The sequence below is a fragment of the Streptomyces xingningensis genome, from assembly GCF_054957865.1.
The window spans coordinates 13,642-34,030 of the sequence record NZ_JBDJPF010000003.1 but is presented as its reverse complement, the minus strand read 5'-3'; the positions used below and the strand labels follow the sequence as shown (position 1 = coordinate 34,030).

The 20,389-nt window shown below is 69.4% G+C and carries 19 protein-coding genes and 1 pseudogene; 10 read left to right on the top strand and 10 right to left on the bottom strand.

Going from position 1 to position 20,389, the window contains the following annotated elements:
• The first annotated feature begins 48 nt into the window (after positions 1 to 48).
• The 3 genes and pseudogenes from ABCR83_RS02350 (at position 49) to ABCR83_RS02340 (ending at position 2,610) form a co-directional block, all read left to right on the top strand.
• Positions 49 to 588 (top strand): ArsR/SmtB family transcription factor, encoded by a 540-nt coding sequence (locus ABCR83_RS02350; protein WP_462692779.1) that lies wholly within the window; start codon positions 49 to 51, stop codon positions 586 to 588.
• Positions 585 to 1,645 (top strand): annotated as a pseudogene (locus ABCR83_RS02345) (MFS transporter). Before ABCR83_RS02350 ends, ABCR83_RS02345 begins: the two are co-directional and overlap by 4 nt.
• A gap of 149 nt (positions 1,646 to 1,794) precedes the next feature.
• Entirely contained in the window at positions 1,795 to 2,610 is an 816-nt protein-coding gene (locus ABCR83_RS02340; RefSeq protein ID WP_462692777.1) for a nucleotidyltransferase domain-containing protein, read from the top strand.
• A 76-nt stretch (positions 2,611 to 2,686) separates the two neighbouring features.
• Here the strand turns inward: ABCR83_RS02340 and rbsK are convergent, their stop codons facing one another.
• The 6 genes from rbsK to ABCR83_RS02310 all read right to left on the bottom strand — a co-directional run bounded on the left by rbsK (position 2,687) and on the right by ABCR83_RS02310 (position 7,425).
• Positions 2,687 to 3,631 (bottom strand): ribokinase, encoded by a 945-nt coding sequence (rbsK, locus tag ABCR83_RS02335; protein WP_462692775.1) that lies wholly within the window; start codon positions 3,629 to 3,631, stop codon positions 2,687 to 2,689.
• A gap of 14 nt (positions 3,632 to 3,645) precedes the next feature.
• Complete coding sequence (locus tag ABCR83_RS02330) at positions 3,646 to 4,188, bottom strand: GNAT family N-acetyltransferase (RefSeq protein WP_462692773.1); 543 nt, start codon at positions 4,186 to 4,188, stop codon at positions 3,646 to 3,648.
• A 108-nt stretch (positions 4,189 to 4,296) separates the two neighbouring features.
• Positions 4,297 to 5,205, bottom strand: a complete 909-nt coding sequence (locus ABCR83_RS02325) for an alpha/beta fold hydrolase (RefSeq protein WP_462692771.1) — start codon at positions 5,203 to 5,205, stop codon at positions 4,297 to 4,299.
• A gap of 58 nt (positions 5,206 to 5,263) precedes the next feature.
• Entirely contained in the window at positions 5,264 to 5,635 is a 372-nt protein-coding gene (locus tag ABCR83_RS02320) for a MerR family transcriptional regulator (RefSeq protein ID WP_462693069.1), read from the bottom strand.
• A gap of 26 nt (positions 5,636 to 5,661) precedes the next feature.
• Positions 5,662 to 6,429, bottom strand: coding sequence for an SDR family NAD(P)-dependent oxidoreductase (locus ABCR83_RS02315; protein ID WP_462692769.1), 768 nt, complete (start codon positions 6,427 to 6,429; stop codon positions 5,662 to 5,664).
• 81 nt (positions 6,430 to 6,510) lie between these two features.
• Positions 6,511 to 7,425 carry an NmrA/HSCARG family protein gene (locus tag ABCR83_RS02310; protein WP_462692767.1) on the bottom strand — a complete coding sequence of 305 codons (915 nt, stop codon included), beginning with the start codon at positions 7,423 to 7,425 and terminating at the stop codon, positions 6,511 to 6,513.
• A 177-nt stretch (positions 7,426 to 7,602) separates the two neighbouring features.
• On the opposite strand from ABCR83_RS02310, the gene ABCR83_RS02305 reads away from it, so the two are divergent.
• The gene (locus ABCR83_RS02305) at positions 7,603 to 8,175 is read left to right on the top strand and encodes a TetR/AcrR family transcriptional regulator (RefSeq protein ID WP_462692765.1); all 573 of its coding nucleotides are present in this window, start codon (positions 7,603 to 7,605) and stop codon (positions 8,173 to 8,175) included.
• Between the two features lie 91 nt (positions 8,176 to 8,266).
• Here ABCR83_RS02305 and ABCR83_RS02300 read toward each other — a convergent pair whose 3' ends face one another.
• Positions 8,267 to 9,178 carry an aminoglycoside phosphotransferase family protein gene (locus tag ABCR83_RS02300; protein WP_462692763.1) on the bottom strand — a complete coding sequence of 304 codons (912 nt, stop codon included), beginning with the start codon at positions 9,176 to 9,178 and terminating at the stop codon, positions 8,267 to 8,269.
• 292 nt (positions 9,179 to 9,470) lie between these two features.
• Between ABCR83_RS02300 and ABCR83_RS02295 the strand changes: the two genes are divergently transcribed.
• Together ABCR83_RS02295 and ABCR83_RS02290 are read left to right on the top strand one after the other, a co-directional pair.
• Complete coding sequence (locus tag ABCR83_RS02295) at positions 9,471 to 10,517, top strand: alpha/beta hydrolase (RefSeq protein ID WP_462692761.1); 1,047 nt, start codon at positions 9,471 to 9,473, stop codon at positions 10,515 to 10,517.
• A 468-nt stretch (positions 10,518 to 10,985) separates the two neighbouring features.
• Positions 10,986 to 12,371, top strand: a complete 1,386-nt coding sequence (locus ABCR83_RS02290; RefSeq protein WP_462692759.1) for a cytochrome P450 — start codon at positions 10,986 to 10,988, stop codon at positions 12,369 to 12,371.
• A 176-nt stretch (positions 12,372 to 12,547) separates the two neighbouring features.
• On the opposite strand, the gene ABCR83_RS02285 is transcribed toward ABCR83_RS02290, so the two are convergent.
• A complete protein-coding gene (locus ABCR83_RS02285; RefSeq protein ID WP_462692757.1) occupies positions 12,548 to 13,603 on the bottom strand; it encodes a terpene synthase family protein in 1,056 nt (351 codons plus the stop codon).
• Between the two features lie 639 nt (positions 13,604 to 14,242).
• On the opposite strand from ABCR83_RS02285, the gene ABCR83_RS02280 reads away from it, so the two are divergent.
• Entirely contained in the window at positions 14,243 to 15,334 is a 1,092-nt protein-coding gene (locus tag ABCR83_RS02280) for a polyprenyl synthetase family protein (RefSeq protein WP_462692755.1), read from the top strand.
• A gap of 75 nt (positions 15,335 to 15,409) precedes the next feature.
• Here the strand turns inward: ABCR83_RS02280 and ABCR83_RS02275 are convergent, their stop codons facing one another.
• Both ABCR83_RS02275 and ABCR83_RS02270 read right to left on the bottom strand, forming a co-directional pair.
• Positions 15,410 to 16,510: a M20 family metallopeptidase gene (locus ABCR83_RS02275; RefSeq protein ID WP_462692753.1), complete on the bottom strand. Its 1,101-nt coding sequence runs from the start codon at positions 16,508 to 16,510 to the stop codon at positions 15,410 to 15,412.
• A 224-nt stretch (positions 16,511 to 16,734) separates the two neighbouring features.
• Positions 16,735 to 16,872 carry a lasso RiPP family leader peptide-containing protein gene (locus ABCR83_RS02270; RefSeq protein ID WP_462692751.1) on the bottom strand — a complete coding sequence of 46 codons (138 nt, stop codon included), beginning with the start codon at positions 16,870 to 16,872 and terminating at the stop codon, positions 16,735 to 16,737.
• 800 nt (positions 16,873 to 17,672) lie between these two features.
• On the opposite strand from ABCR83_RS02270, the gene ABCR83_RS02265 reads away from it, so the two are divergent.
• The 3 genes from ABCR83_RS02265 to ABCR83_RS02255 are packed head-to-tail and all read left to right on the top strand — an operon-like array spanning position 17,673 to position 20,289.
• Complete coding sequence (locus ABCR83_RS02265; protein ID WP_462692749.1) at positions 17,673 to 19,559, top strand: asparagine synthase-related protein; 1,887 nt, start codon at positions 17,673 to 17,675, stop codon at positions 19,557 to 19,559.
• Positions 19,556 to 19,993, top strand: coding sequence for a lasso peptide biosynthesis B2 protein (locus ABCR83_RS02260; RefSeq protein WP_462692747.1), 438 nt, complete (start codon positions 19,556 to 19,558; stop codon positions 19,991 to 19,993). Before ABCR83_RS02265 ends, ABCR83_RS02260 begins: the two co-directional genes overlap by 4 nt.
• Before the next feature lie 35 nt (positions 19,994 to 20,028).
• Positions 20,029 to 20,289: a lasso peptide biosynthesis PqqD family chaperone gene (locus tag ABCR83_RS02255; protein WP_462692745.1), complete on the top strand. Its 261-nt coding sequence runs from the start codon at positions 20,029 to 20,031 to the stop codon at positions 20,287 to 20,289.
• Positions 20,290 to 20,389: the final 100 nt, after the last annotated feature.

Here is a 20,389-nt window from a genome sequence, read left to right as displayed (position 1 = left end):
GGCAAAACTCCCTTGCCCAATGGCCAAGAAATGTTGGCCATTGGGTGCATGCCTACCGACGATCTTCCCGAGACGCTCCACGTCACCACTGACGAGCAGCTGCGCGCCGTTTCCAATCTCACGCGTCACCGGATCATGGCCGTGCTCCGCTTTGAGCCCGCGACGATTACGCAGATCGCCGAGCGAGTGGGCCTTGCGAAGGGGAGTTCCAGCTACCACATACGGCTGCTGGAGCGGGCCGGCCTGGTGAAGGTGGTGCGAACACGGAAGGTCCGGGGGGTCACCGAGCGGTACTACGCCATGGCCGCGCAGGCGATCGTGCTGCCGGATCCGGGCGAGGGAGGGCCGGATGTGCTGATGCGGCATGCGGTGGCGGACCTGGAGGCAGTGCCGGTGGATGGCGCACGGCATGTGCGGATGGCGCATCTGCGGCTCACCCAGGCGCAGTTCGCGGAGCTGGGGGCGCGGCTGCAGGCACTGGCGGACGAGTACCGGGAGCTGTCCGATCCTTCGCTGCCGGACGCGTCACTCGTCTTCGCACTGGTCCACCCGGCGCCGCGCGAGCAGGCCGAAGGGGACGCCAAGTGACGTCAGACGTTCGGAAGTTGCCGACCGGGTTCGGACGGCTGTGGACCGCACAGACGGTGTCCTCGCTCGGTGACGGGGTGACGCATGCCGCACTGCCGCTGCTCGCGCTGACGTTGACGCGGGATCCGATGGCGCTCGCCATTGTCACGGCCGCCGGAACGCTGCCGTGGCTGCTCTTCGGGGTGCTCGGCGGTGCGCTGGTGGACCGCTGGGACCGCCGGCGCACGATGTGGGTCGGTGGACGCGGCGCGTGCGGTGCTGCTCGCAATACCGGCGGCAGCGGCCGCGCTCGACGTGCTGAGCATCCCACTGCTCGCGGCCGTCGCCTTCCTCCTCGGCCTCGGCGGACTCTTCTTCGCCACGGCCGCCACGGCCTATCTGCCGGATCTGCTCGGCCGCGACCCCATACTCCTGGAGCGCGCCAACTCCCGCCTGCGCGGCGCCCAGACCGCCATGTCGGGCTTCGCGGGGCCGCCCGCGGGCAGTGCGCTGCTCGCGCTCGGGCGGGCGGTTCCGCTGCTCGCCGACGCGGTCTCGTTCGCGCTCTCCGCACTGCTCGTACGGTCGCTGCCTGCCGCACCCCGGCCCGTACTGCAGGCCCATGTCGTTGCTGCGGCAGGAGCGGGCCGGCGCCTCCTACGTATTCCGGGATCAGTTGCTGCTCGGACTCGCGCTGCGTCCGGCGGCCGGGAACATCGCCTTCCTCGCCGTGGAGACCGTACTCGCCCTCTTCGCGCACGATCGTCTCGGCACCGACACCTTCGGCTTCGGCCTGCTCCTCACGGCGGAGGCCACCGGCGGTCTGCTCGGCGCGGGCATCGCCTCCTTCCTCGGCGGCTGGCTGGCCACCACCTACGACGTACGCACCCCGCTCTACACCGCCGTCGGCCTCCTCCTCACCATGACCACCGTCACCGCGACCATGACCAGCAACCGCCGGGTCGAGGCGGCACTGCGAGCCGCCGCCCCCGCCGATGATCCAGATCACCCGGAATCCTCGGATCCCGTTCAGGAGGGTGCCATTCAGGGCTCCGCGAGGCCGTTGAGCCGGTGCTGAGCCCAGCTCGGCGTTGCGTCCAGGGCTTCAAGATCATCCCGTGGCCCCTTTGGGCTTACCTCGGTGATCCCCTGAACGGCCGTGGCCGAGGACCGCGAGCGTGCGAAAACCGGTCGCCGAAGCCGGTCCGAACTTACAGGCTTCAGGCCATGGATCGCCTGACGGAGATTGCGCATCGGCTGACCGAAGTCAACGGCGTCGTCGGAGTGTGCCTGGGAGGCAGCCGGGCGAGGGGAACTCATCGTCCCGACTCCGACTTCGATCTGGGCCTGTACTACCGGCCGCCGCTGGACACCGATGCCCTGCGTCTGCTCGCAGCCGAGCTGACCGGTGGTTCGGCCGAGGTGACCGAGCCGGGCGGCTGGGGACCATGGGTGGACGGCGGGAGCTGGCTGACCGTTGACGGCCACCGTGTCGACTGGATCTACCGTGACCTGGGCCGAGTGCACCGCATCTGGCGGGAGTGCCTGGCGGGGCACTTCGAGGTGGGCACCCAGGCCGGCCATCCGCTGGGTGTGTACTCCCACGCCTATGTCGGCGAGTTGGCCGTCGGACGTATTCTCGCCGATCCCGGCGGTGAGCTGCAGGGCTTGCAGCGGGAGACTCGCAGCTATCCGAAGGCGCTGCGCGAGGCACTCATCACCGCCGCGCAGTGGGAGGTCCCGTTCACCTTGTCCATCGCCCGCAAGGGCGTGGCTCGCGGTGACGCCTTCTATGTCGCAGGCTGTCTCTTCCGCGCGGTCGGGCTTCTCGTGCAGGCCCTTCACGCCCACGCCGAATGCTGGGTCCTGAACGAAAAGGGAGCGGTTCAGGCTGCCGGAGAACTTCCGGCCGCCCCGCTGGATTTCGCCGTTCGGGCCCATGCGTTGTTCTCCGCGCTCGGTACCGCCCAGGAGGAACTCGCCACTGCGCTCGATGCCGCCGACAGGCTGGCCGCCGAGGTATGCGGGCGGCTCGCGTCCTGAGGGGTGGCGGTCGGTTCCGGATCGCCTGTTCGCTGCAGCGGGTCGCCCTCGGTCCGCGGGCCCGGCCATGCTCAGGTCAGCTGTCCTGCAGCTCCGCCACCGTCGGATACGACGGCTGTGCTCCGGCCCGGGTCACGGACGCCGCCCCGACGCGCACCGCGAAGCGGACCGCCTCCGCCAGCGGTTCCCCGTCCGCGAGCCGTGCGGCCAGCGCGCCGGTGAAGGCATCGCCCGCCCCCGTCGTGTCCACGGCAGTCACCGCGATGCCCGGCACGGCCGTGGTGTCGGCCGCCGTGGCGTCCAGGGCCAGGGCGCCCTCGCTGCCCAGGGTGACCACGACCGAGCGGGCCCCAGCCGTGCGCAGGGCTCGCGCCCACTGGGCGGGAGTGCCGTCCGGGAGGCCCGACAACTGCCGGGCCTCGTGCTCGTTGACGACCAACGGGTTGGCCGCGGCGAGGAGTTCGGGGTCGAGCGACCGTGGTGCCGGCGACGGGTTGAGGACCACCCGGGTACCGGTCTCCCGGGCAGCGGCAACTGCCGCGCGTACCGTCCGCAGGGGAATCTCCAGCTGGAGCGAGATGACGGCCGAGGAGGCGAGGAGCGACCGGGCCGTCGTCACATCATCCGGGCCCAGGCGGGCATTCGCGCCGGGGGAGACCACGATCGAGTTGTCCCCGTCCGGGCCGACGATGATCATCGCGGTGCCGGTCCGGGCCCCCTTGCCGACCAGCACATGCCGTACGTCCGTACCGGCCGCACGCTGGGCCTCCAGCAGCAGCTCGCCGAACGCGTCGTCACCGACCCGGGCCAGCAGGGCGGTTCGGGAACCGAGGCGGGCCGCCGCCGCGGCCTGGTTGGCGCCTTTGCCTCCCGCGGACTCGGCGAGGTCCGAACCGAGGACCGTCTCACCGGGCCCCGGCCGCACGTTCACCCGGACCGTCAGATCCGCGTTGGCCGAACCGATCACCAGCACGTCGTACGCGTTGGTGCTGTCGTTGTTCATGTCGTTCATGTCGTTCATGTCCCGGAGCTTGGTCAGAGAGCCGGGCACTCCGTCCCGGTGGCCACGATGGTGGCATGGGCGGGCTCGGTGGCGGCGGCTGCCAGCGGCTTGGCGTAGCAGCGGCTGAGCTCATGGAAGCGGTAGGGGCCGAACATGGTGCAGGGCTCGTAACCGCTGGATGTGTAGAGGGAGATGGCCTCCGGCAGTTTGATGCCGGTCTCCAGGACCATCCGGGTGCGGCCCATGGCACGGGCATTGTCCTCCAGGGCGGTCAGCACCAGCCGGGACAGGCCGCGGCCGCGTGCCTCCGGGACCACATACATGCGCTTGATCTCCGCATCACCGTCTGAGTACCCGTCAGCGCCCTTGTCCTGGCTGCGCCAGCCACCGGAGGCGACCGGGATGCCCCGGTCGTCGTACACGATCAGGTACAGGCCCTGCGGTGGCTCGAACATGGCCGGGGCAAGGGGTGTGACGTCGCCCTCGTCCCCGAATCGCTCGGCGTATTCGAGCTGCACCTGACGGTTGAGCTCGATGGCGTCGGGGTGATCGAAGGGCACGGTACGGATATTCATGCAATGAATGGTACTTCTATGCAGAGGGGCCTGTCACCGGCCGGGACGGCTGAAGTGCCGGTCGCCCGGAGCCGAACCTCCGGGCGGTGTCGTGGGCAATCCGTGCCATCAGTTGCCGGGCGAGGCCGTCTCGGCACGTTGGACGAGGTCCGCGATCAGCGAGGTGATCCTGGACCACAGCTCACGGGGGAAGTTGTGGCCCATGCCGTCGATGGTCACCAGTTCTGCGCCGGGGATGGCCGCAGCGGTGGCCCGCCCGCCGCTGACGTCGCACATGACGTCGTCGGCACCGTGGATGACGAGAGCGGGAACCCTCAGGGACCGCAGCCGCGCAGTGCGGTCTCCGGTGGCCAGGGCCGCGACGGACTGGCGTAGCATGCCCAGGGGGTCGTGGCCCCGGTCGTAGGCGCGCCCGGCCCGGTCGGCCACCCCGGCCTCGTCGAACTCGAACCCGGGGGACCCGATCGCCCGGAGAGCCCGGACCTGCCAGTCGATGTAGCCCTGGCGGTCCTCCGGTGGCGCTCCCAAGCCGCCCAGCGCGGTGAAGTCGGGCCGGCCCACACCGAGGTCCCCGGTGGTGGACATCATCGACGTCAGCGAACGGACCCGGCCGGGATACTCGATCGCGACCAGCTGGGCGACCATCCCGCCCAGGGAGGCGCCGACGAGGTGGACACCGCCGAACCCGAGCACGTCGAGCAGGCCGACGGTGTCGGCAGCCATGTCCGACAGCGTGTAGGACGCCGACGAATAGTCACCGGCCAGCGCCCCCTGCACATCGGGCACCGGCGCGTCATGGAAATGCGACGACCGGCCGGAGTCACGATTGTCGAACCGGATCACCTGCACACCGCGGTCGGCCAGTTCGGTACAGAACCCGTCCGGCCAGTTGATCATCTGCGCCCCGCCGCCCATCACCAGCAGCACGGGCGGTGCCCCGGGGTCACCGAATCGCTCGTAGGCCACCTCGATGCCCGAGGGGCCGACGTTCAAGGCCTGCTCTTCGCTCACCGTCACACCATCTCCCCGCCGAACGGATACGTGGAACACCGCGTCCGCCAAATGAGACAGCCGGTCAGGTCGCCGGGCGGATGCGATCGCCGGTTTTCTCCCGGAGTGCGGCTTCCAGTCGGTCACGGGTCTCGGTCTGGGCGGCGATCCGTTCGTTGAGGACCGCCAGCCGTTCCCACGCGACCCGCAGGCCCTGGTCCGAGGGCCGTGCGGCAGTCACATCGCCTTCCAGGCACGGCAGGAACACTCGCACGTCGTCCAGGGTGAGCCCAGCGGTGAGCAGGTAGCGGATGTTGCGGACCCGCACCGCCGCCTGCTCGTCGTAGCTGCGGTAGCCGTTGGCGGCCCGCTCGGAGGAGATCAGCCCTGCCTGCTCGTAGTGCCGCAGAGCTCGGGCCGTCGCCCCCGTTGCCTTGGCCAGCTCGCCGATCCGCACCCGTTCCACCTCCTGGGCCATCCCTATCACGCCACGACCGCTCCTCCGTCGACCGGGAGTACCACTCCGGTGACGAACGATGCGCCCGGTGCGGCAAGTTGGGTGATCGCCCAGGCCACCTCCTCGGGGCGACCGATCCGGCTCAGCGGAGTGTGCGCCAACTGCCACTCCCGCACCACGGCCATTCGCTCCGGCGTCAGGCCCTGATGCTTGCCAATGGGGGTGTCGATGGCGCCGGGGGCGACCGCCGCCACCCGGATCCCGCGGGGTGCCAGCTCGACGGCCCAGCTGCGGGTCAGCGATTCCAGGGCGGTCTTGGTCGCGGCATAGACCGAGTTGCCCGGCCAGGCCCGTTGCCCTATCGACGTGCTGACATTGACGATCACCCCGCCCGACGCCTCCAGAAGCGGCAGCGCGGTGTGGGCCAGCAGGATCGGGGCGACGAGGTTGGTGGCGAGCTGAGCCGCGATCACCTCCGGCGTCAGCGTGCCGAGGGCGCCGCTGCGCACGATGCCGGCGTTGTTGACCAGGACATCCAGCCGGTCATGTGATTCCAGTACGGCCTGGAGGATCCGTTGGGGCTCGCCCTCGGCGGTGATGTCGGCGATCAGCGGCGTGATCCTGTCGTGCCCGGCAGCAGTCTCCAGGAGCGGTCCCTCCCGCCGCCCGATCGCGTAGATGTGCGCGCCTTCGGCGGCGAACGCGCGGGCCGTGGCCCGGCCGATCCCGGTGCCGGCCCCGGTGACAACGACGATCCTGCTGGCTTGTGGTGCAACGTTGTTCATGCCGGTCATCGTTCAACCCTGCCGCCAGTGACAAGGTCAAGCAGCTGGGTATGAGACCGATGGCCGTGACCGGCGCGCTTACGCGGCCCCTCACCTGATGCCGTTGCGGTTCGACTCCGAGGCCTGGCGGAAGAGAGCCTCGAACCTCGCCGTGCCCTGCTTGGTCAGCCAGGCATCGAAGTCCATCAGGTCCGGGTACAGCCTGCGGAGCATGGGGATGTCGGCCCGCCAGCCGCCGTGGTCGTTGCCGAAGTCATAGCCGGCGATGCCGTCGGGGTCACCGCCGGCGAGGGCCTCGCGGGGGATCGGCCGGTAGCTGACGTCCCGGCCGGTCGCACGGCTGATGCCGGCGGCGATCTGCGGCATGGTCAGCTCGTCCCCGGCCAGTTCGACGGCCCGTCCGACATAGTGGTCGGGGTCCGCGAAGGCCAGCGCGGTGAACGCGCCGATATCGTCAGTGGCGATGAGCTGCACCGGCGTCTCCGGCCGGAACACGTCGGCCAGTATGCCGCCGCGCACGCCGAGGCGCGGGTCCGACTGGTTTTCCATGAACCGGACCGGCCGCAGGACCGTGGCCGGCAGGGCGAGGGCACTGATGCGGCGCTCGATCCGCCACTTGCTCTCCCAGCGGCGGATGCCGGAGGAACGCTCCGCGCCGCCGACCGAGGTGTACACGAAGTGCCGCACGTCGGCGTCCTTCGCGGCCTCGGCCACGTTCACGCCCAGACGGAGCTCATCGTCGGTGGTGAAGCCGGGCGGCGTGCCGGGGTAGCCCGCGGTGGGCTGGACGCTGAAGACGCCGTGCGCGCCTCGCATCGCCCGGTCGAGCGAAGGGCGGTCGTCCATGTCGCCGGGCACGAGCTCCGCACCGGCCCGGGCGAGCGTCTGCGCCGCCGGGGCGGCCGGGTCCCGCACGAGCGCCCGGACATGTTGCCCCGCAGCGAGGAGGTGCCGGGCGGCGGCGCCGCCCTGAAGGCCGGTCGCGCCGGTCACGAGCACGGTCATGGTGGACTCCTTGTCGGAGGTGATGGGGGGTAGGGGCATGCACAGTGGGGCTGATGGGAGCGGCTGGGCACGGGTTCCGGTGCCAGGTACCGCTTCCGGGGCACAAGTGGGGAAGCTCCCCGTTTGATGCGCGATAATATATGGGGAGACTCCCCAGTTGGCAATCGAGGATGGCCGATGACAACAGCACCGCAGAACGGGCCGCTCCGCGCCGATGCCCGCCGCAATGTCGAACTGCTGCTCGCCGCAGCCCGAGAGGTCTTCACCGAGCAGGGCGTCAACGCGCCCCTGGACGACGTCGCCCGGCGGGCCGGAGTCGGGAACGCGACGCTCTACCGCCGGTTCCCGACCAGGCAAGCGCTGCTGGAGGCCGTTCATCGGGACCAGATCGAGGCCTTGCACTCCCGGGCGCAGATACTCCTGAGCGACCCATCCCCGTACGAGGGGCTGAACGTGTGGCTGCGAGAGCTGGTGCAGCACGGGAGTACCTCCCGCGGGTTGACCGCAGCCCTCACGGCAGCCCTGAACGGCGAAAACGCCGGGAAATCCGAGTGCGGAAGGCTGGTCATGGATGCCGGCGCGGCGCTCCTGGAACGGGCCTGGCAAGCCCGGGTCATCCGTTCCGACGTCACCGTGGCCCAGGTGCTCAAGTTGGTCAACGCGGTCGCGTTCGCCACCGAGTGCGAACCCGACGCGCAACAGCAGGCCGAGCACCTCCTCTCCCTGGTAATGGACGGCCTGCGACGCTGAGATCACAGACCGCGGCGCACCGCCGCAGCCAGGCACTCACCCTACGAGCAGCCGCGGTCACGCCAACCACAGCTCACACACGCAAGATTGCTCAGGAGGTCCGACCCTCTGCCAGCACCTCCCGGACCACGTGCCGGGCGTTGTCGGCCATCGCCGGGTTGGTCTTCCGGTAGTACGGCAGCGCGATCAGTGCCTGTGAGAGCGTCCGGCCCCGGCCGCGGCTCCAGGTCGCGTCGTCCACGTCGAGCGCTTCGCGGAAGACTTCCCGGGCGTCCGACGGCAGCAGGTTCCATGCCGGGAACAAGTCGCAGGCCGGATCGCCCGTCCCCATGCACCCGAAGTCGATGACCGAAGTCAGCCTGCCGCCGTCCACCAGCAGATTGCCCGGCATCAGGTCGGAGTGCAGCCACACCGGCGGCCCGTCCCAGCCAGGGGTTCGCAGTGCGTCCTCCCATACGGCGGCCGCGGCATCGCAGTTGACGCCCTCCTGATGAGGGATCCGACGCAGCTCCCCGATCGCCGCCCGGGTCGACGCGTCGAGCGAGGCAAGCGGCCCCCCTCGGTATGCTTGCGGCGCGCCCGGCAGGGCGATGCTCCGCATCGCCGCCACGAACCGGGCCAGGTCCCTGGCCAGCAGCAGGGGCTCGCTCAGCGCCCCCGCCTCGGGGTTCTCCCCGGCCAGCCATCGGTACACCGACCAGGGCCACGGATACCCCTCGGCGGGCCGACCGGCCCCGAGGACCTCGGGGACGGCGATGGGCAGCCGCGATGCGAGGCGGGGCAGCCACTCCTGCTCCATCGCCACGTCCGTGGCCCCGCCCTCCACCAGCGGCAGCCGTACGACCATGGCGTCACCGAGGCGGTACATGGCGTTGACCGTGCCACCGGACGGAAACCGCTCCACCGCCAGCCCGGCCCACTGCGGGAACTGCCGGGCGATCAGCCGTGAAACGAGGGCGTCGTCGATGGCGTGCTGGCCGGGATGCATCTGACCTGTGCTCATGGGGCGCCATCCGATCGCCGGGCTGCAACAGGTGTCAAATGGCTTTCGGCCGGGCCGACATCCGCACCCGAGTGGACGTGGCCTGGTCCAGCATCACCGCTGCACCCTCGCTGACCTCCGGGGGCAGAGCCCCTGGTCTCGGATGTCCGTCAAAGTGGAGCAAGCTCAGGGGTATCCACGAAAGGAATCCGATGAACCAGACGCGAGCGTGCCCTATGTGTACAGACACGCTGACGAACTGTTCCGGCCGGGATGCCGGCCGGTCTTCTCTCGCCCGGCGGGGTGGTCTGTCATGAGTGTCGGTGGCATACCGTCGGAGCCCGGCCCGGTTGCGACGGCTTGGGATGCGCCCCCTTTCGACCCCGAACTGAGTGTGGCGCTGGCGGCTTTGGGGGACGGGGCGAGGGAGCCGTTCACCGTGGAGAACCTCGCGGCCCGGCAGGAGCGGGATGCTGCGGCCCGGCCCAGGCCGACGGTCCGGGATCTCCAGGCCGATGGCCGCTTCGAGGTGGATGAGCTGCGTGTGCCGGGAGTGTCGGGCGGGCAGGACATCACGCTCGTGAGCGCACGGCCCGCCGGGATCGCCGGGCCGCTGCCGCTGCTGTACTACATGCACGGTGGCGGAATGATCATGGGCAATGCGTGGTCCGTACTTCCGCGGCTGCTTCGGGAATGGGCTCTCGCACTGGAGTTGGCCGTCATCTCTGTCGAGTACCGGTTGGCACCCCATGCGCGGCACCCCGGACCGGTGGAGGACTGTTACGCCGGATTCGTCTGGGCGGCTGGGCACGCGGCCCAACTGGGCATCGACGCGGACCGCATCATTATCGGAGGAAAGAGCGCCGGCGGCGGACTCGCCGCGGCACTCGCCCTGCTCGCCCGTGACCGAGGCGGGCCCACACCGATCGGGCAACTGCTCCTGTGCCCGATGCTCGACGACCGCAACAACACCTTCTCCAGCCACCAGATGGCCGGCATCGACACCTGGGACCGAACCTCCAACGCAACCGCGTGGCAGGCGTTGCTGGGCGACCAGTACGGCGCTGCGGACCTGCCGCCCTACGCAGCTCCCGCCCGCGCCACGGATCTGTCCGGGCTGCCCCCGGCCTATGTCGAGGTCGGGTCGGCCGAGACCTTCAGGGACGAGGATGTGGCCTATGCCAATGCGATCTGGCAGGCCGGTGGCCAAGCCGAACTGCACGTATGGCCCGGGGCCTTCCACGGTTTCGACACCTTCGCACCACGGGCAGCTCTCAGCCAGGACGCCCGCAACGCCCGTTCCCGCTGGCTGCGGCGCATCCTCACACAGTCCGATACGGGCAGCGGACCTGCCTGCTGAGCACGTCACGGCGGCCGGGCGATTGAGCGGTCGGTGTGACGGATCACGCCATGGATCCGTCGGGCGGAGGTCGTAGAGGTAGGACCGGCCGTTCTTAAAGCTGCGCCAGACGGCGGCAGGCGGTCCAGGAACGTCACCGCTGCGCGGGCCTCGAAGCGGGTGGTGATGCAGTGCAGGTGGACGTACTCGACCCTGACCAGTGAGTCGAAGCTCTCCGCCGCGGTGTTGACGAGGGGCGAACCCACACGCCCTGTCGACCGCACCACACCCAGCCGTTCGCACCGGCTGTTGTACGCCTCGCCCGGTGAAGACCAGCGCGTTCGCCGCACACGCGTGCCTCTCCGCACGCTTGGGTGCGCTTCAATGCGCGGCGGGCCGCAGACATGGGCGCCGGGCGGGAGGGAAATCGGAGTGGTGTCGGTGGCCCGCCCCTGGGACGGAACCGGGCGGCGCCCACAGGGAGGTGGCATGAAGACCGCTGGGGCGATTCCGTCTGCGCCCGGAGCCGTGCCGTTCATGGGGCATGCGCTGCTCATGGTCCGTGACCCCTTGGGGTTCGTGTCGTCCCTGCCGGCCCACGGGGATCTGGTGCGGATACGTCTGGGGCCGCAGTCAGCGGTCATGGTGTGCGATCCGGTGCTCACTCGCCAGGTCCTGCTGGAGGACTGCACCTTCGACAAGGGCGGGCCCCTGTTCGTCCGGCTCCGTGAGGTGCTCGGTGACGGTGTGGGCACCTGCCCCCACGGCCGGCACCGGCGTCAGCGGCGTCTGGTCCAGCCCGCCTTCCGTCTTGAACGGTTTCCCGGCTACGCGGCGGTGATCGGGGCCTTGGCCGAGGCCGCTGCCTGCTCCTGGCACGACGGCCAGGTCATTGATGTGATCCGCGAGATGACGACGCTGACGGCACGGACGACGGCGGAGACGATGTTCACCGCGGCACTGCCACCGGAAGCCGTCCAGTTGGTGGTCGACGACACCTCCACCCTGGTCGAGGGCATTTTCCGGCGGATGATCACTCCGCCCCTCCTCGATCGGGTACCGACCAGGGGCAATAGGCGGTACCACCAAGCGCTCGCCCGCCTCCGGCGCATGATCGGCGCCATCATCGCCGTTCGCCGGACTGACGGCGGTGACCACGGCGACCTGTTGTCGTCCCTGCTGAGCGCCAGCGATCCCGAGAGCCGGAACGGGCACCAGGCCCTGACCGACGAGGAACTGACCGATCAGGCCATCACCTTTCTCTTCGCCGGGACGGAGACGACCGCCAGCACGCTGGCGTGGGCACTCCATCTGCTTGCCGGGCATCCGGAGGTCGAGGAGTGCCTTCACTCCGAGGCCGAGAGCGTGCTGGCCGGGGCGCCCCCGGCGTTCACGCATCTGCCCGCCCTCAAGGTGGCCGGTTGCGTGGTCACCGAGACGCTGCGGTTGTACCCGCCTGCATGGCTGATGACGCGGACGGCGATGAAGGACACCGAACTCGGCGGAGTCACGCTTCCTGCCGGGTCCACGATTGCCTACAGCCCCTACCTCATCCACCGCCGCCCCGACCTGTACGAGAACCCTGACCACTTCGACCCCGGCCGATGGCTGGCGGCGCAGCCCGACCGTACTGCCTACCTTCCCTTCAGCGCCGGAGCCCGCCAGTGCATCGGAGACCGCTTTGCGGTGACCGAAGCCACCCTGGCCTTGACCGCCATTGCCCGTCGCTGGCGCCTGGTACCGCTGACGGACCGACCCATTCGCCCGTACGTAAAGACCACTTTGAGTCCCCGCGGGCTGCGGATGTGCGTCGTGGCCCGTTCCTCAGCCCCCGGTGGCGTTGCGAACGGGCACGAGGAGGGGGCTGCCCCGTAGCCGGTGACGGCATGGATGGCGCGGCTGGGGCAGGGGGCCCGATGTGTTTCAGGGCTCGGGATGAAGGCGGGGGGCGATCCCCATCGCGGCAAACTCAAAATCCCGTGCCCCGGCATCCGGGCTCCACCAAGAACGGGGACCCGCTCAATGCCCGGGTCGCCCAAAGGCGGTGAACCCTACCGGGCGGGAAGCGGAGGGGCGCCGGGATCACCGGCCTCGGCATCGTCCCGCGGCGGTTGATTTTCGGCTGTCAGCGGCAGCGGAGCGGCGTCCATGGACATGCCCAGTCCATACCTGCCAGTGCGGTAGCACCAGTTGGTCCAGCCGCTGATGAAGGGGCGCAATGCCTCTTCAATGTACCGGCGCAGTTCCGGGTCGGCGAAGGTGAGCACTTCGGCTTCCTGGCACTGGTAGTCCCTGATGCTCTGATAGAAGACCTCCGCGGCAGCATCCAGGGCCTGTTGGGGCGTATAGCCATGTTGCCCGCGAAGAATCTCGGGGATACTGAACGCATTCGACTGCTCGGTGCATGTCTCCTTGGGGTATGACACAACATCGTTGAGCCAGCAGGTGATTGCTGCGGACAACCAGACAAGCCGTTTCACCCGGGGATCGTGGATCTGGGGGAGGGGGATGGCGTAATCACCGAGAATTTCCTCCACCTGCAGGGTGGAAATTGCTGCCGCGCCGGCGACTCGCATGGAGCGGTACTGCACCAGGTTGATCGGGTGGCGGTCCCTGGCAACCTGCCCCTCCCAGAAGATGCTCAGGTGCGTTTGATAGAAGCTTTCGCGCAGCCGTCCCGCTTGGTCGGGTGAGGCCAGGGCGGTGGTGCGGTTCCACAGGTCTGCGAAGGACGCGGCCAAGCCGTGTTCATGTGCCGACGGGCGAGGGTCCGTCCCCGCCATGGTGGTGACGAGTTCGGGGAGCAGGTCCAGTGCTGATGCGGCTCCTTCCTCGCTGTCGGGATAGCAGCCCCAGAAGTCGTCCTGGAGGAACAGCCACATGATCCAGTCGTTCATAAGACACAGTTCGGCACGGCCCAGGGTGGGGTTGGTGACTGCTGTGGCAACGTGGCACATCAGGTGGTCGAAGTAACGGACGGTCTGTCCGGGTTTGGTGAGCAGGTCCCATTTTTGGACCCATTCCCGCGTATGGTCACTGATGGTGTCGATGTGCTGGTTGGCGGTGACAGGAAACGGCGTGGCCAATTTCGGCATACGCAGATCCATGGGCGATCACCTTCTTTGAGCGCCGAACCCTGAGGGTTTCCCGTCCTGGTCCACTCCTGCAGACCGCCCCGGTGAATCCGAGCGACCGGGGGAGTCCTCGCAGGCCATCCAACTCACCCCGCTCCGGGAGGGACAGGTCCGGGCCCGGCGGCGCGCGGAGTGCAGTGAGGCAGTCGGGCGCAGTGCACATGCCACTGGCAGGTTCTCTTCGGAAGCGCGCCTTCCGGGCTTCGTGCCGTCCCGTGCACGCCTTTCTGCAGCGTGCGGGCCGCGGTCCGGCGTATATGCTCGTCGTGAGCGTGCTCGTTTCACCGGAACGGCCTGCGACGTTCTGGCTCCTGGCACCTGCGGAGCAGTCTTGGCACACGATCTGACATGGGTGTCGCACACGCAGACCGGGCTACGGCACGGTTCCGGCGTATTCCGGTTGGTTGGCCTCCGTGTTTGGGTATTCGTGCCGGGTAGGCATCAGGCAGGAGGCCGTGCGCTGTTGCAGCCAATGCTGGTTCCCGGCCGGCCCGCAGCGGAAGGCCGGTGATCGCCGTTGGATATGCCGGACGCAGGGCTCGGTGTCCGCCAGCCGGGGGGAGCAACGGTCATGAACGGGCTTGTCCGCGCGCACGGAAGGCCCCTCCGGCCATGACGGTTCGTCCCCCGGTGCCAGTCGCCGACCTGTTGGATCTGCCCGGCATCCGCCACGCGGTCGATACCGTGCTGTTCGACTTCCTCGAGGGCAAATCCCGCGCCGCCGCCGCCAGCCACCTGCCCACCGAGGTCCCGCAACTCCTGCACGACTTCCTGGCCGCCGGAGGCAAACGCCTGCGTCCGCTGCTCTGCGTGGTCGGCTGGCATGCCGCCGGAGGCCACGGCGACAGGACCCCGGTCATACGTGTGGCGGCTTCGCTGGAGATGTTCCATGCCTTTGCCCTCATCCACGACGACATCATGGACAACAGCACCACCCGGCGCGGGGCACCCACCCTCCACTGCCGGTTTGCCGCCTGCTACACCGCCGAGCGCGGCGCCGGCGCTGCCGGCCGCCTGGGCACCTCGGTCGCCATCCTCGTCGGCGACCTGGCCCTGGCCTGGTCCGATGAGCTCCTGCACACCGCCGGCCTGGCCACCGGCCAGCTCACCGCCGTGCTGCCGGTGCTCGACGCCATGCGCACCGAGGTGATGTACGGGCAGTACCTCGACGTCATCGCGGCCGGTCGCCCCACGGCCGACCTGGACCGCTCCCTGTCATTCGCCTGCTACAAGACCGCCAAGTACACCGTCGAGCGCCCCCTCCACATCGGCGCCGCTCTCGCCGGAGCCGACACCGAGTTGCTCGGCGCGCTCAGCGCCTACGCTCTGCCTCTCGGTGAGGCATTCCAGCTTCGCGACGACCTTCTCGGCGTCTTCGGCGACCCCTGCACCACCGGCAAGCCCAACCTCGACGACCTGCGCGAGGGCAAGCACACCGCCCTCATCGCCCTCGCCCTCCAACGCGCCGGCCCCGCCCAGCAGTACACGCTGCGCAGCCTCCTGGGCAACCCGGCACTCGACGAGGACGATGCCGAGCGCATTCGCCGGATCCTCACCGTCACGCGCGCGAAGGCCGCCGTGGAACAGCTCATCCGCACCGGCTTCCACCGCGCCCGGCATGCCCTCGATACGAGTCCGTTTCCGCCCGCCGCGACGCATGCCCTGCTCCACATAGCCGATGCCGCGACACAGAGGACCGTTTGAGCGCCCCCGCTTCTCGCGGATCGTCATCCGCATGATCGCTCGCAGGTTGCGCATGCTCTGCGCATCCTCGTGCTCCTATGTGTGGTGGATCGCGTTCACCAGTCCGGCAACAAGGTTCGCCCGCTCGGCCATGAATGCGATCACCAGGTACTCGTGGTCGGCGTGGGCACCGCCCCCGACTGCTCCAAGGCCGTCAAGTGTCGGCACCCCCAGCGCGGCCGTGAAGTTGCCGTCGCTTCCGCCGCCGACTGCTTTGCCTTCGAGATCAGGAAGCAGTTGCTTTGCCACCGCAAAGAGCTCGGCCGACGCTGACTCGGGCATCGGGGGTCGGTCGATGGCACCCTGAACCGCGATCTCCGCCTCATCGAGATACGGCGCCAGCGCTGCGAACGCGGATTCGATTCGTTCTTTCTCGTCGGCCGACTCGACCCGGACGTCGACGATGACGGTCGCCGCTGCGGGAACGACGTTGTCCAGGGTTCCTGCGGACGCGACGGTCGGGGTAACGGTCGTGCCGATATCGGATCGGCCAAGCGCTGCGATATCCAGTACCTGGTGTGCTGCTTCGACCAGGGCGTTGACCCCGGCTCCGGGCTCGAGGCCTGCGTGCGAAGCCCGGCCCGCGATGGAGACTTGGAACGTACCGCAGCCTTTGCGGCCGGTCTTGAGGGCTCCGCCGTCAGCGGCGCCCTCGAGCACAAGCACAGCGCCGCAAGCGAGGGCTCGTTCTTCGATGAGAGCTCGAGAGGAGCGGGAGCCGACCTCTTCGTCGGCGGTCACCAGGATCTCGACGCCTGACCGGTCATCGAGCGTCGCCAGGCCATGAACGGCCTGTACCAGACCGCCAAGCATGTCAAAGACACCGGGACCGGTTGCCCGCCCGTTTTCGACCATGAACGGGCGGCGTTCAAGGGTGCCGAGCGGAAACACCGTGTCATGGTGACCGAGGATCAGTACTCGGGGATCGCCACCAGCTGACCAGTGGACATGCGGTCCGGCTTCGCTGTCAACGAGGATGGCCTGCCCGCCAAGGCGGCTCTCGATGATAGCGGCGACGGCTTTGGCCGATGCCATCAAGGCGTCGAGATCACGCGATGGAGACTCGATTTCGACGAGTGTCCTGAGGTCCTCAATCATCGCGTCCACACTCACCTGGACGGTATTGCGCATTGTCATATTGCCAGGCTACTGAAGTGTGAAAAGTGATGCCGGTCAGCTGTCATGATGAGGACGGTGCCGGCGAGATTGCCGATGTCGTGCTTGACCAAGTCGGCCAGTCTGCTGGACTCCGCCGAAGGCGGCCTGCCGACGGTGAAGCCAATGCGGGCCCCGCGGAGGAGCGGGGCCCACATCACAGGGTAGGCCTTTCCAACAGACTGTCGGTCAGTACCCCGTCCGTGCTAGCGGGGCTTCTTGAATCCGAAGGTCGTGGCGTCCTTCTTCGTGTAGACGGTCCCGTCCGTGTCCTTGGTGAAGTGGCCGACCTTGGCGACGGTGGGCGGCGTGTAGCGCTCGGGCAGCTGCTTGTTCCTGGTCATGGACTTCTCCCATGCATCGGTTGAAGCTGAAATGACATCAAAACATGTAACCGGCTTCCCTCCGGGGTGTCCATGTGGCCATTCCAACTTGCGCCATCCTCAACCCGACTTCACGCCCCAGTGTGTGGATCACCAAGGAAGCAGGTTCTACCAGTTGGTGCGGCCATCGAACACGGCAGAGCACGGCACCGGGCCGGGCTCCTCAGGGTGAAGCGTGGCATGTAGCGAGACGTCGGCGTAATGACCATGGGGCTCGTGTGTCACGTCCCCCTTTGACCTGCTGCTTCGTCCAGCAGGGACAGGGCGGGGAAGGTTCGGCGACGTCTGGATGATGCACCGTGTGGAACTTGACTGGTATGTACGCGTGCCGCCGCCACGAACTTGATCTGCTCGGTCGACAAGAGGGAAGCCGCTGGGCTCTCATTTTTTCCGCCACAGTAATGGCGCGATGTTGGCCGTGCCCAGTTGCGCGATCTTCCTCCGGTGGTGCACGGTTCTGCGGCGGCCGTGGTGTTCTGGCCGAAACGGCGATCGACCGAGGTCGCCGCGCCGATCGGTTGTCTCGGCGGCCGGACTGTCGCAGGGGGGCAAGTTCTGTGCGTAGTCAGCGCAGTTGTGGCGGTTTGTGGTGCGGCGCAGGACAGTGCGGGGCACGGCCCTCGCCCGCGCACAGCGTGGTCTTGCCGCTACGGGGGAGGCGCTGACGGGGCAACCGTGTGGCCGGCCGGGACCGGTGCATGGACGAGGTGGACGCGATGCCAGCGGCATGGATGCCGCCTTGATACCTGGTGGTGAGGCATGTGCAAGCGCTGAACGACAACCTTGTGGTCTTTCCGGACTCCCCAGGCGGCGCCTGGGCTCACCGCCGGCTCGGCGCCGAAGCGCTGCAGCTGGTGCCCCATGCCTCCGGGCGGCCGTGGCTGGCCGGCTCATGGGCACCGGAAGACCTGGTGGTGGCCGACGCGGGCCCGGTGCGGGTGGCGGTGTTCGGTTCGGACTCGATCACACCGGATCGCCTGACCGCGCTGATCTCCTCGGTGCGCGACCTGCCGGACCTGGACCGGCTGGCCCGCCGGCTTCCCGGCAGCGCTCACCTGGTGGCCTCGGTCCACGGCCGGGTGCGGTTCCAAGGCACCGTCATCGGGACCCGCTGCGTGTTCACCGCCCGTCTGGACGATGTGCCGGTCGCCGGCGACCGGGCCGACGTGCTGGCCCGGATGATCGGTGCGGAGCCGGACGAGAACCTGCTCGCGGCGGGCGTGACCTACGGGATGCTCCTCGCGCCGCTGAGCGAGCGCAGCTGGTGGCGCGGCGTGCACCAAGTGGCCGCGGACTCCTACCTGGTGATCCCCGGCGACGGCGCGGCCCGCACCGTGCGCTGGTGGAATCCGCCGGAGCCGAACCGCCCGCTGGCCCGGGGAGCGGCCCAGGTGCGCGAGAGGCTGCGGGATGCCGTGGCCCAACGGCAACCCCACCGGGGCAGGCTGTCGGCTGACCTGTCGGGAGGCATGGATTCCACCTCGCTGTGCTTTCTCGCCGCCGAGCACCACCCCGACCTGCTGACCTTTCGTTGGACCGGCGGCAGCGCGATCAACGACGACCCGCTGTACGCCGCCCAGGCCGAGCGCTCACTGGAGCACGCCCAGCATCTGACCGTGCCGGAATCCGACGCTCCACCCGTGTTCGCCCCGCCGTACTCGCTGCCGGACACGGAAGCCCCGCGGGCCGCCACCCGGGGGATGAACGCCATCCGCAGCGGGATCCGACTGCTCGTCGAACACGGCGCCACCCGGCACCTGGCCGGGCACGGGGCCGATGAGCTGTTCACCGGCAGTGCCGCCTACCTGCACACGCTCTTGCGCCGCCGCCCGGTGACCGCCCTGCGGCAATTGCGCGCCCACCGGGCGCTGTACCGCTGGCCGTTGGCGTCCAGCCTGTCCGGGCTGCTGCGCGGGGAAGACCTCGGTGCGTGGTGGCGCCGGTGCGCCGATGACCTCGGCCGTCCCGCGCCGTCGGGCCCGGCACCCGCCCTGGGCTGGGGGGCGCAGGTCCCGGCGACGCCGTGGGCCACCCGGGACGCGGTGCGGACCACGCAGACGATCTTCTACGGCGTGGCGGATCAGGCCGCCCCCCTGGCACCGGACCGGGGGCAGCACGAAGCCCTCACCATGCTGCGCAGCGCAGGGCCCGTACTCCGGCTGCTCTGTCGCGAATACACCGCCGAGGGGCTGCGCCTGGAGCTGCCCTACCTGGACGACCGGGTGGTCGAGGCGGTGCTGTCGATCCTTCCCCACGAGCGCTACACCCCCTGGCGGTACAAGCCGGTGCTGGCCGCGGCAATGCGCGGTCTCGTGCCCGATGTGATCCTGGACCGGTCCACCAAGGGCGACTGCGAGGAGTCCGTCGACCGCGCCTTGCAGGAGCACGTTCCCGACCTGCTGGAGCTGTTCGCGGACTCGCTGCTGGCCCGCCGCGGCCTGATCGACGTGGCCCGTCTGCGGACCACCTTGCTCACGCCGCCGCAAACCGGAGACGTCTGGTCCGCCCAACTGGAAGCGACGCTCGGCGCCGAGCTGTGGCTGCGGGAGATCGCGGCCCGCCCCACCGGCACCCCAGCACCCACCAACCCTGCCCGTGACGGCGCCCGCCACCTGCACCGCGTGCCCAACCCCGAGGAGTCTCCGTGACCAGTCCGCCCTGCGCGCTGCCGCCTCGCATCCGGTTGCCCCTGCACCGGCGCATGCTGCCGCTGGCCGCCGTGGCCATCGCCTGGCCGCTGGCCAAACTGCCGCCCAGATATGTGCGCGCAACACTCGAGGCGCTGCGCACCGGCGCCCGTCCGAGCACCGCCGCGCAGGCGTCCGCGGCCCGCACCGCAGTCGTCGCGGTCAGCCTGCACTGCGCCGTCCACAACTGCCTGCAGCGGTCGATCGCAGCAGCCGTGCTGTGCCGCTTCAAGGGAGTGTGGCCCACCTGGCAGACCGGCGTGCGCACGACGCCGTTCGCCGCCCACGCCTGGATCGAAGCCGACGGCCAGGTGATCGGCGAACCGTACCCCGACGGCTACTACCGGCCGTTGCTCACCGTCGCCCCCAACCCGCCCAAGCGAGCGGCCCGATAGCCGCTCCCACGCCGAGACCACGCCCGGAGGAGCACATGACGCTACGCCTGACCGCCCACACGGTCGCCACCGACACCGACGACGGCGCGGTGCTGTTGTGCCAGCGCACCGGGCACTACTGGCAGCTCAACGAGACCGGCGCCTACGCGCTGCAGCGCCTGCTGGCCGGATGTGCCATGGATCGACTTGCCGAGGAGTTCGCGGCCCGGTTCGACATCGCACCGGCCCAGGCGCACGAGGACCTCACGGCGATGACCGAACAGCTCCAGGCGTCCGGACTGATGGAGGTCGGCTGACACCAGGACCGGCCCACGGCGCCCCGCGCCGTGCCGGCCATCCTGCCCCAAGCTTGCTCGTCGTGACGGCCCGGGCGACGGGCTGGAAAGGGAGCCGCGC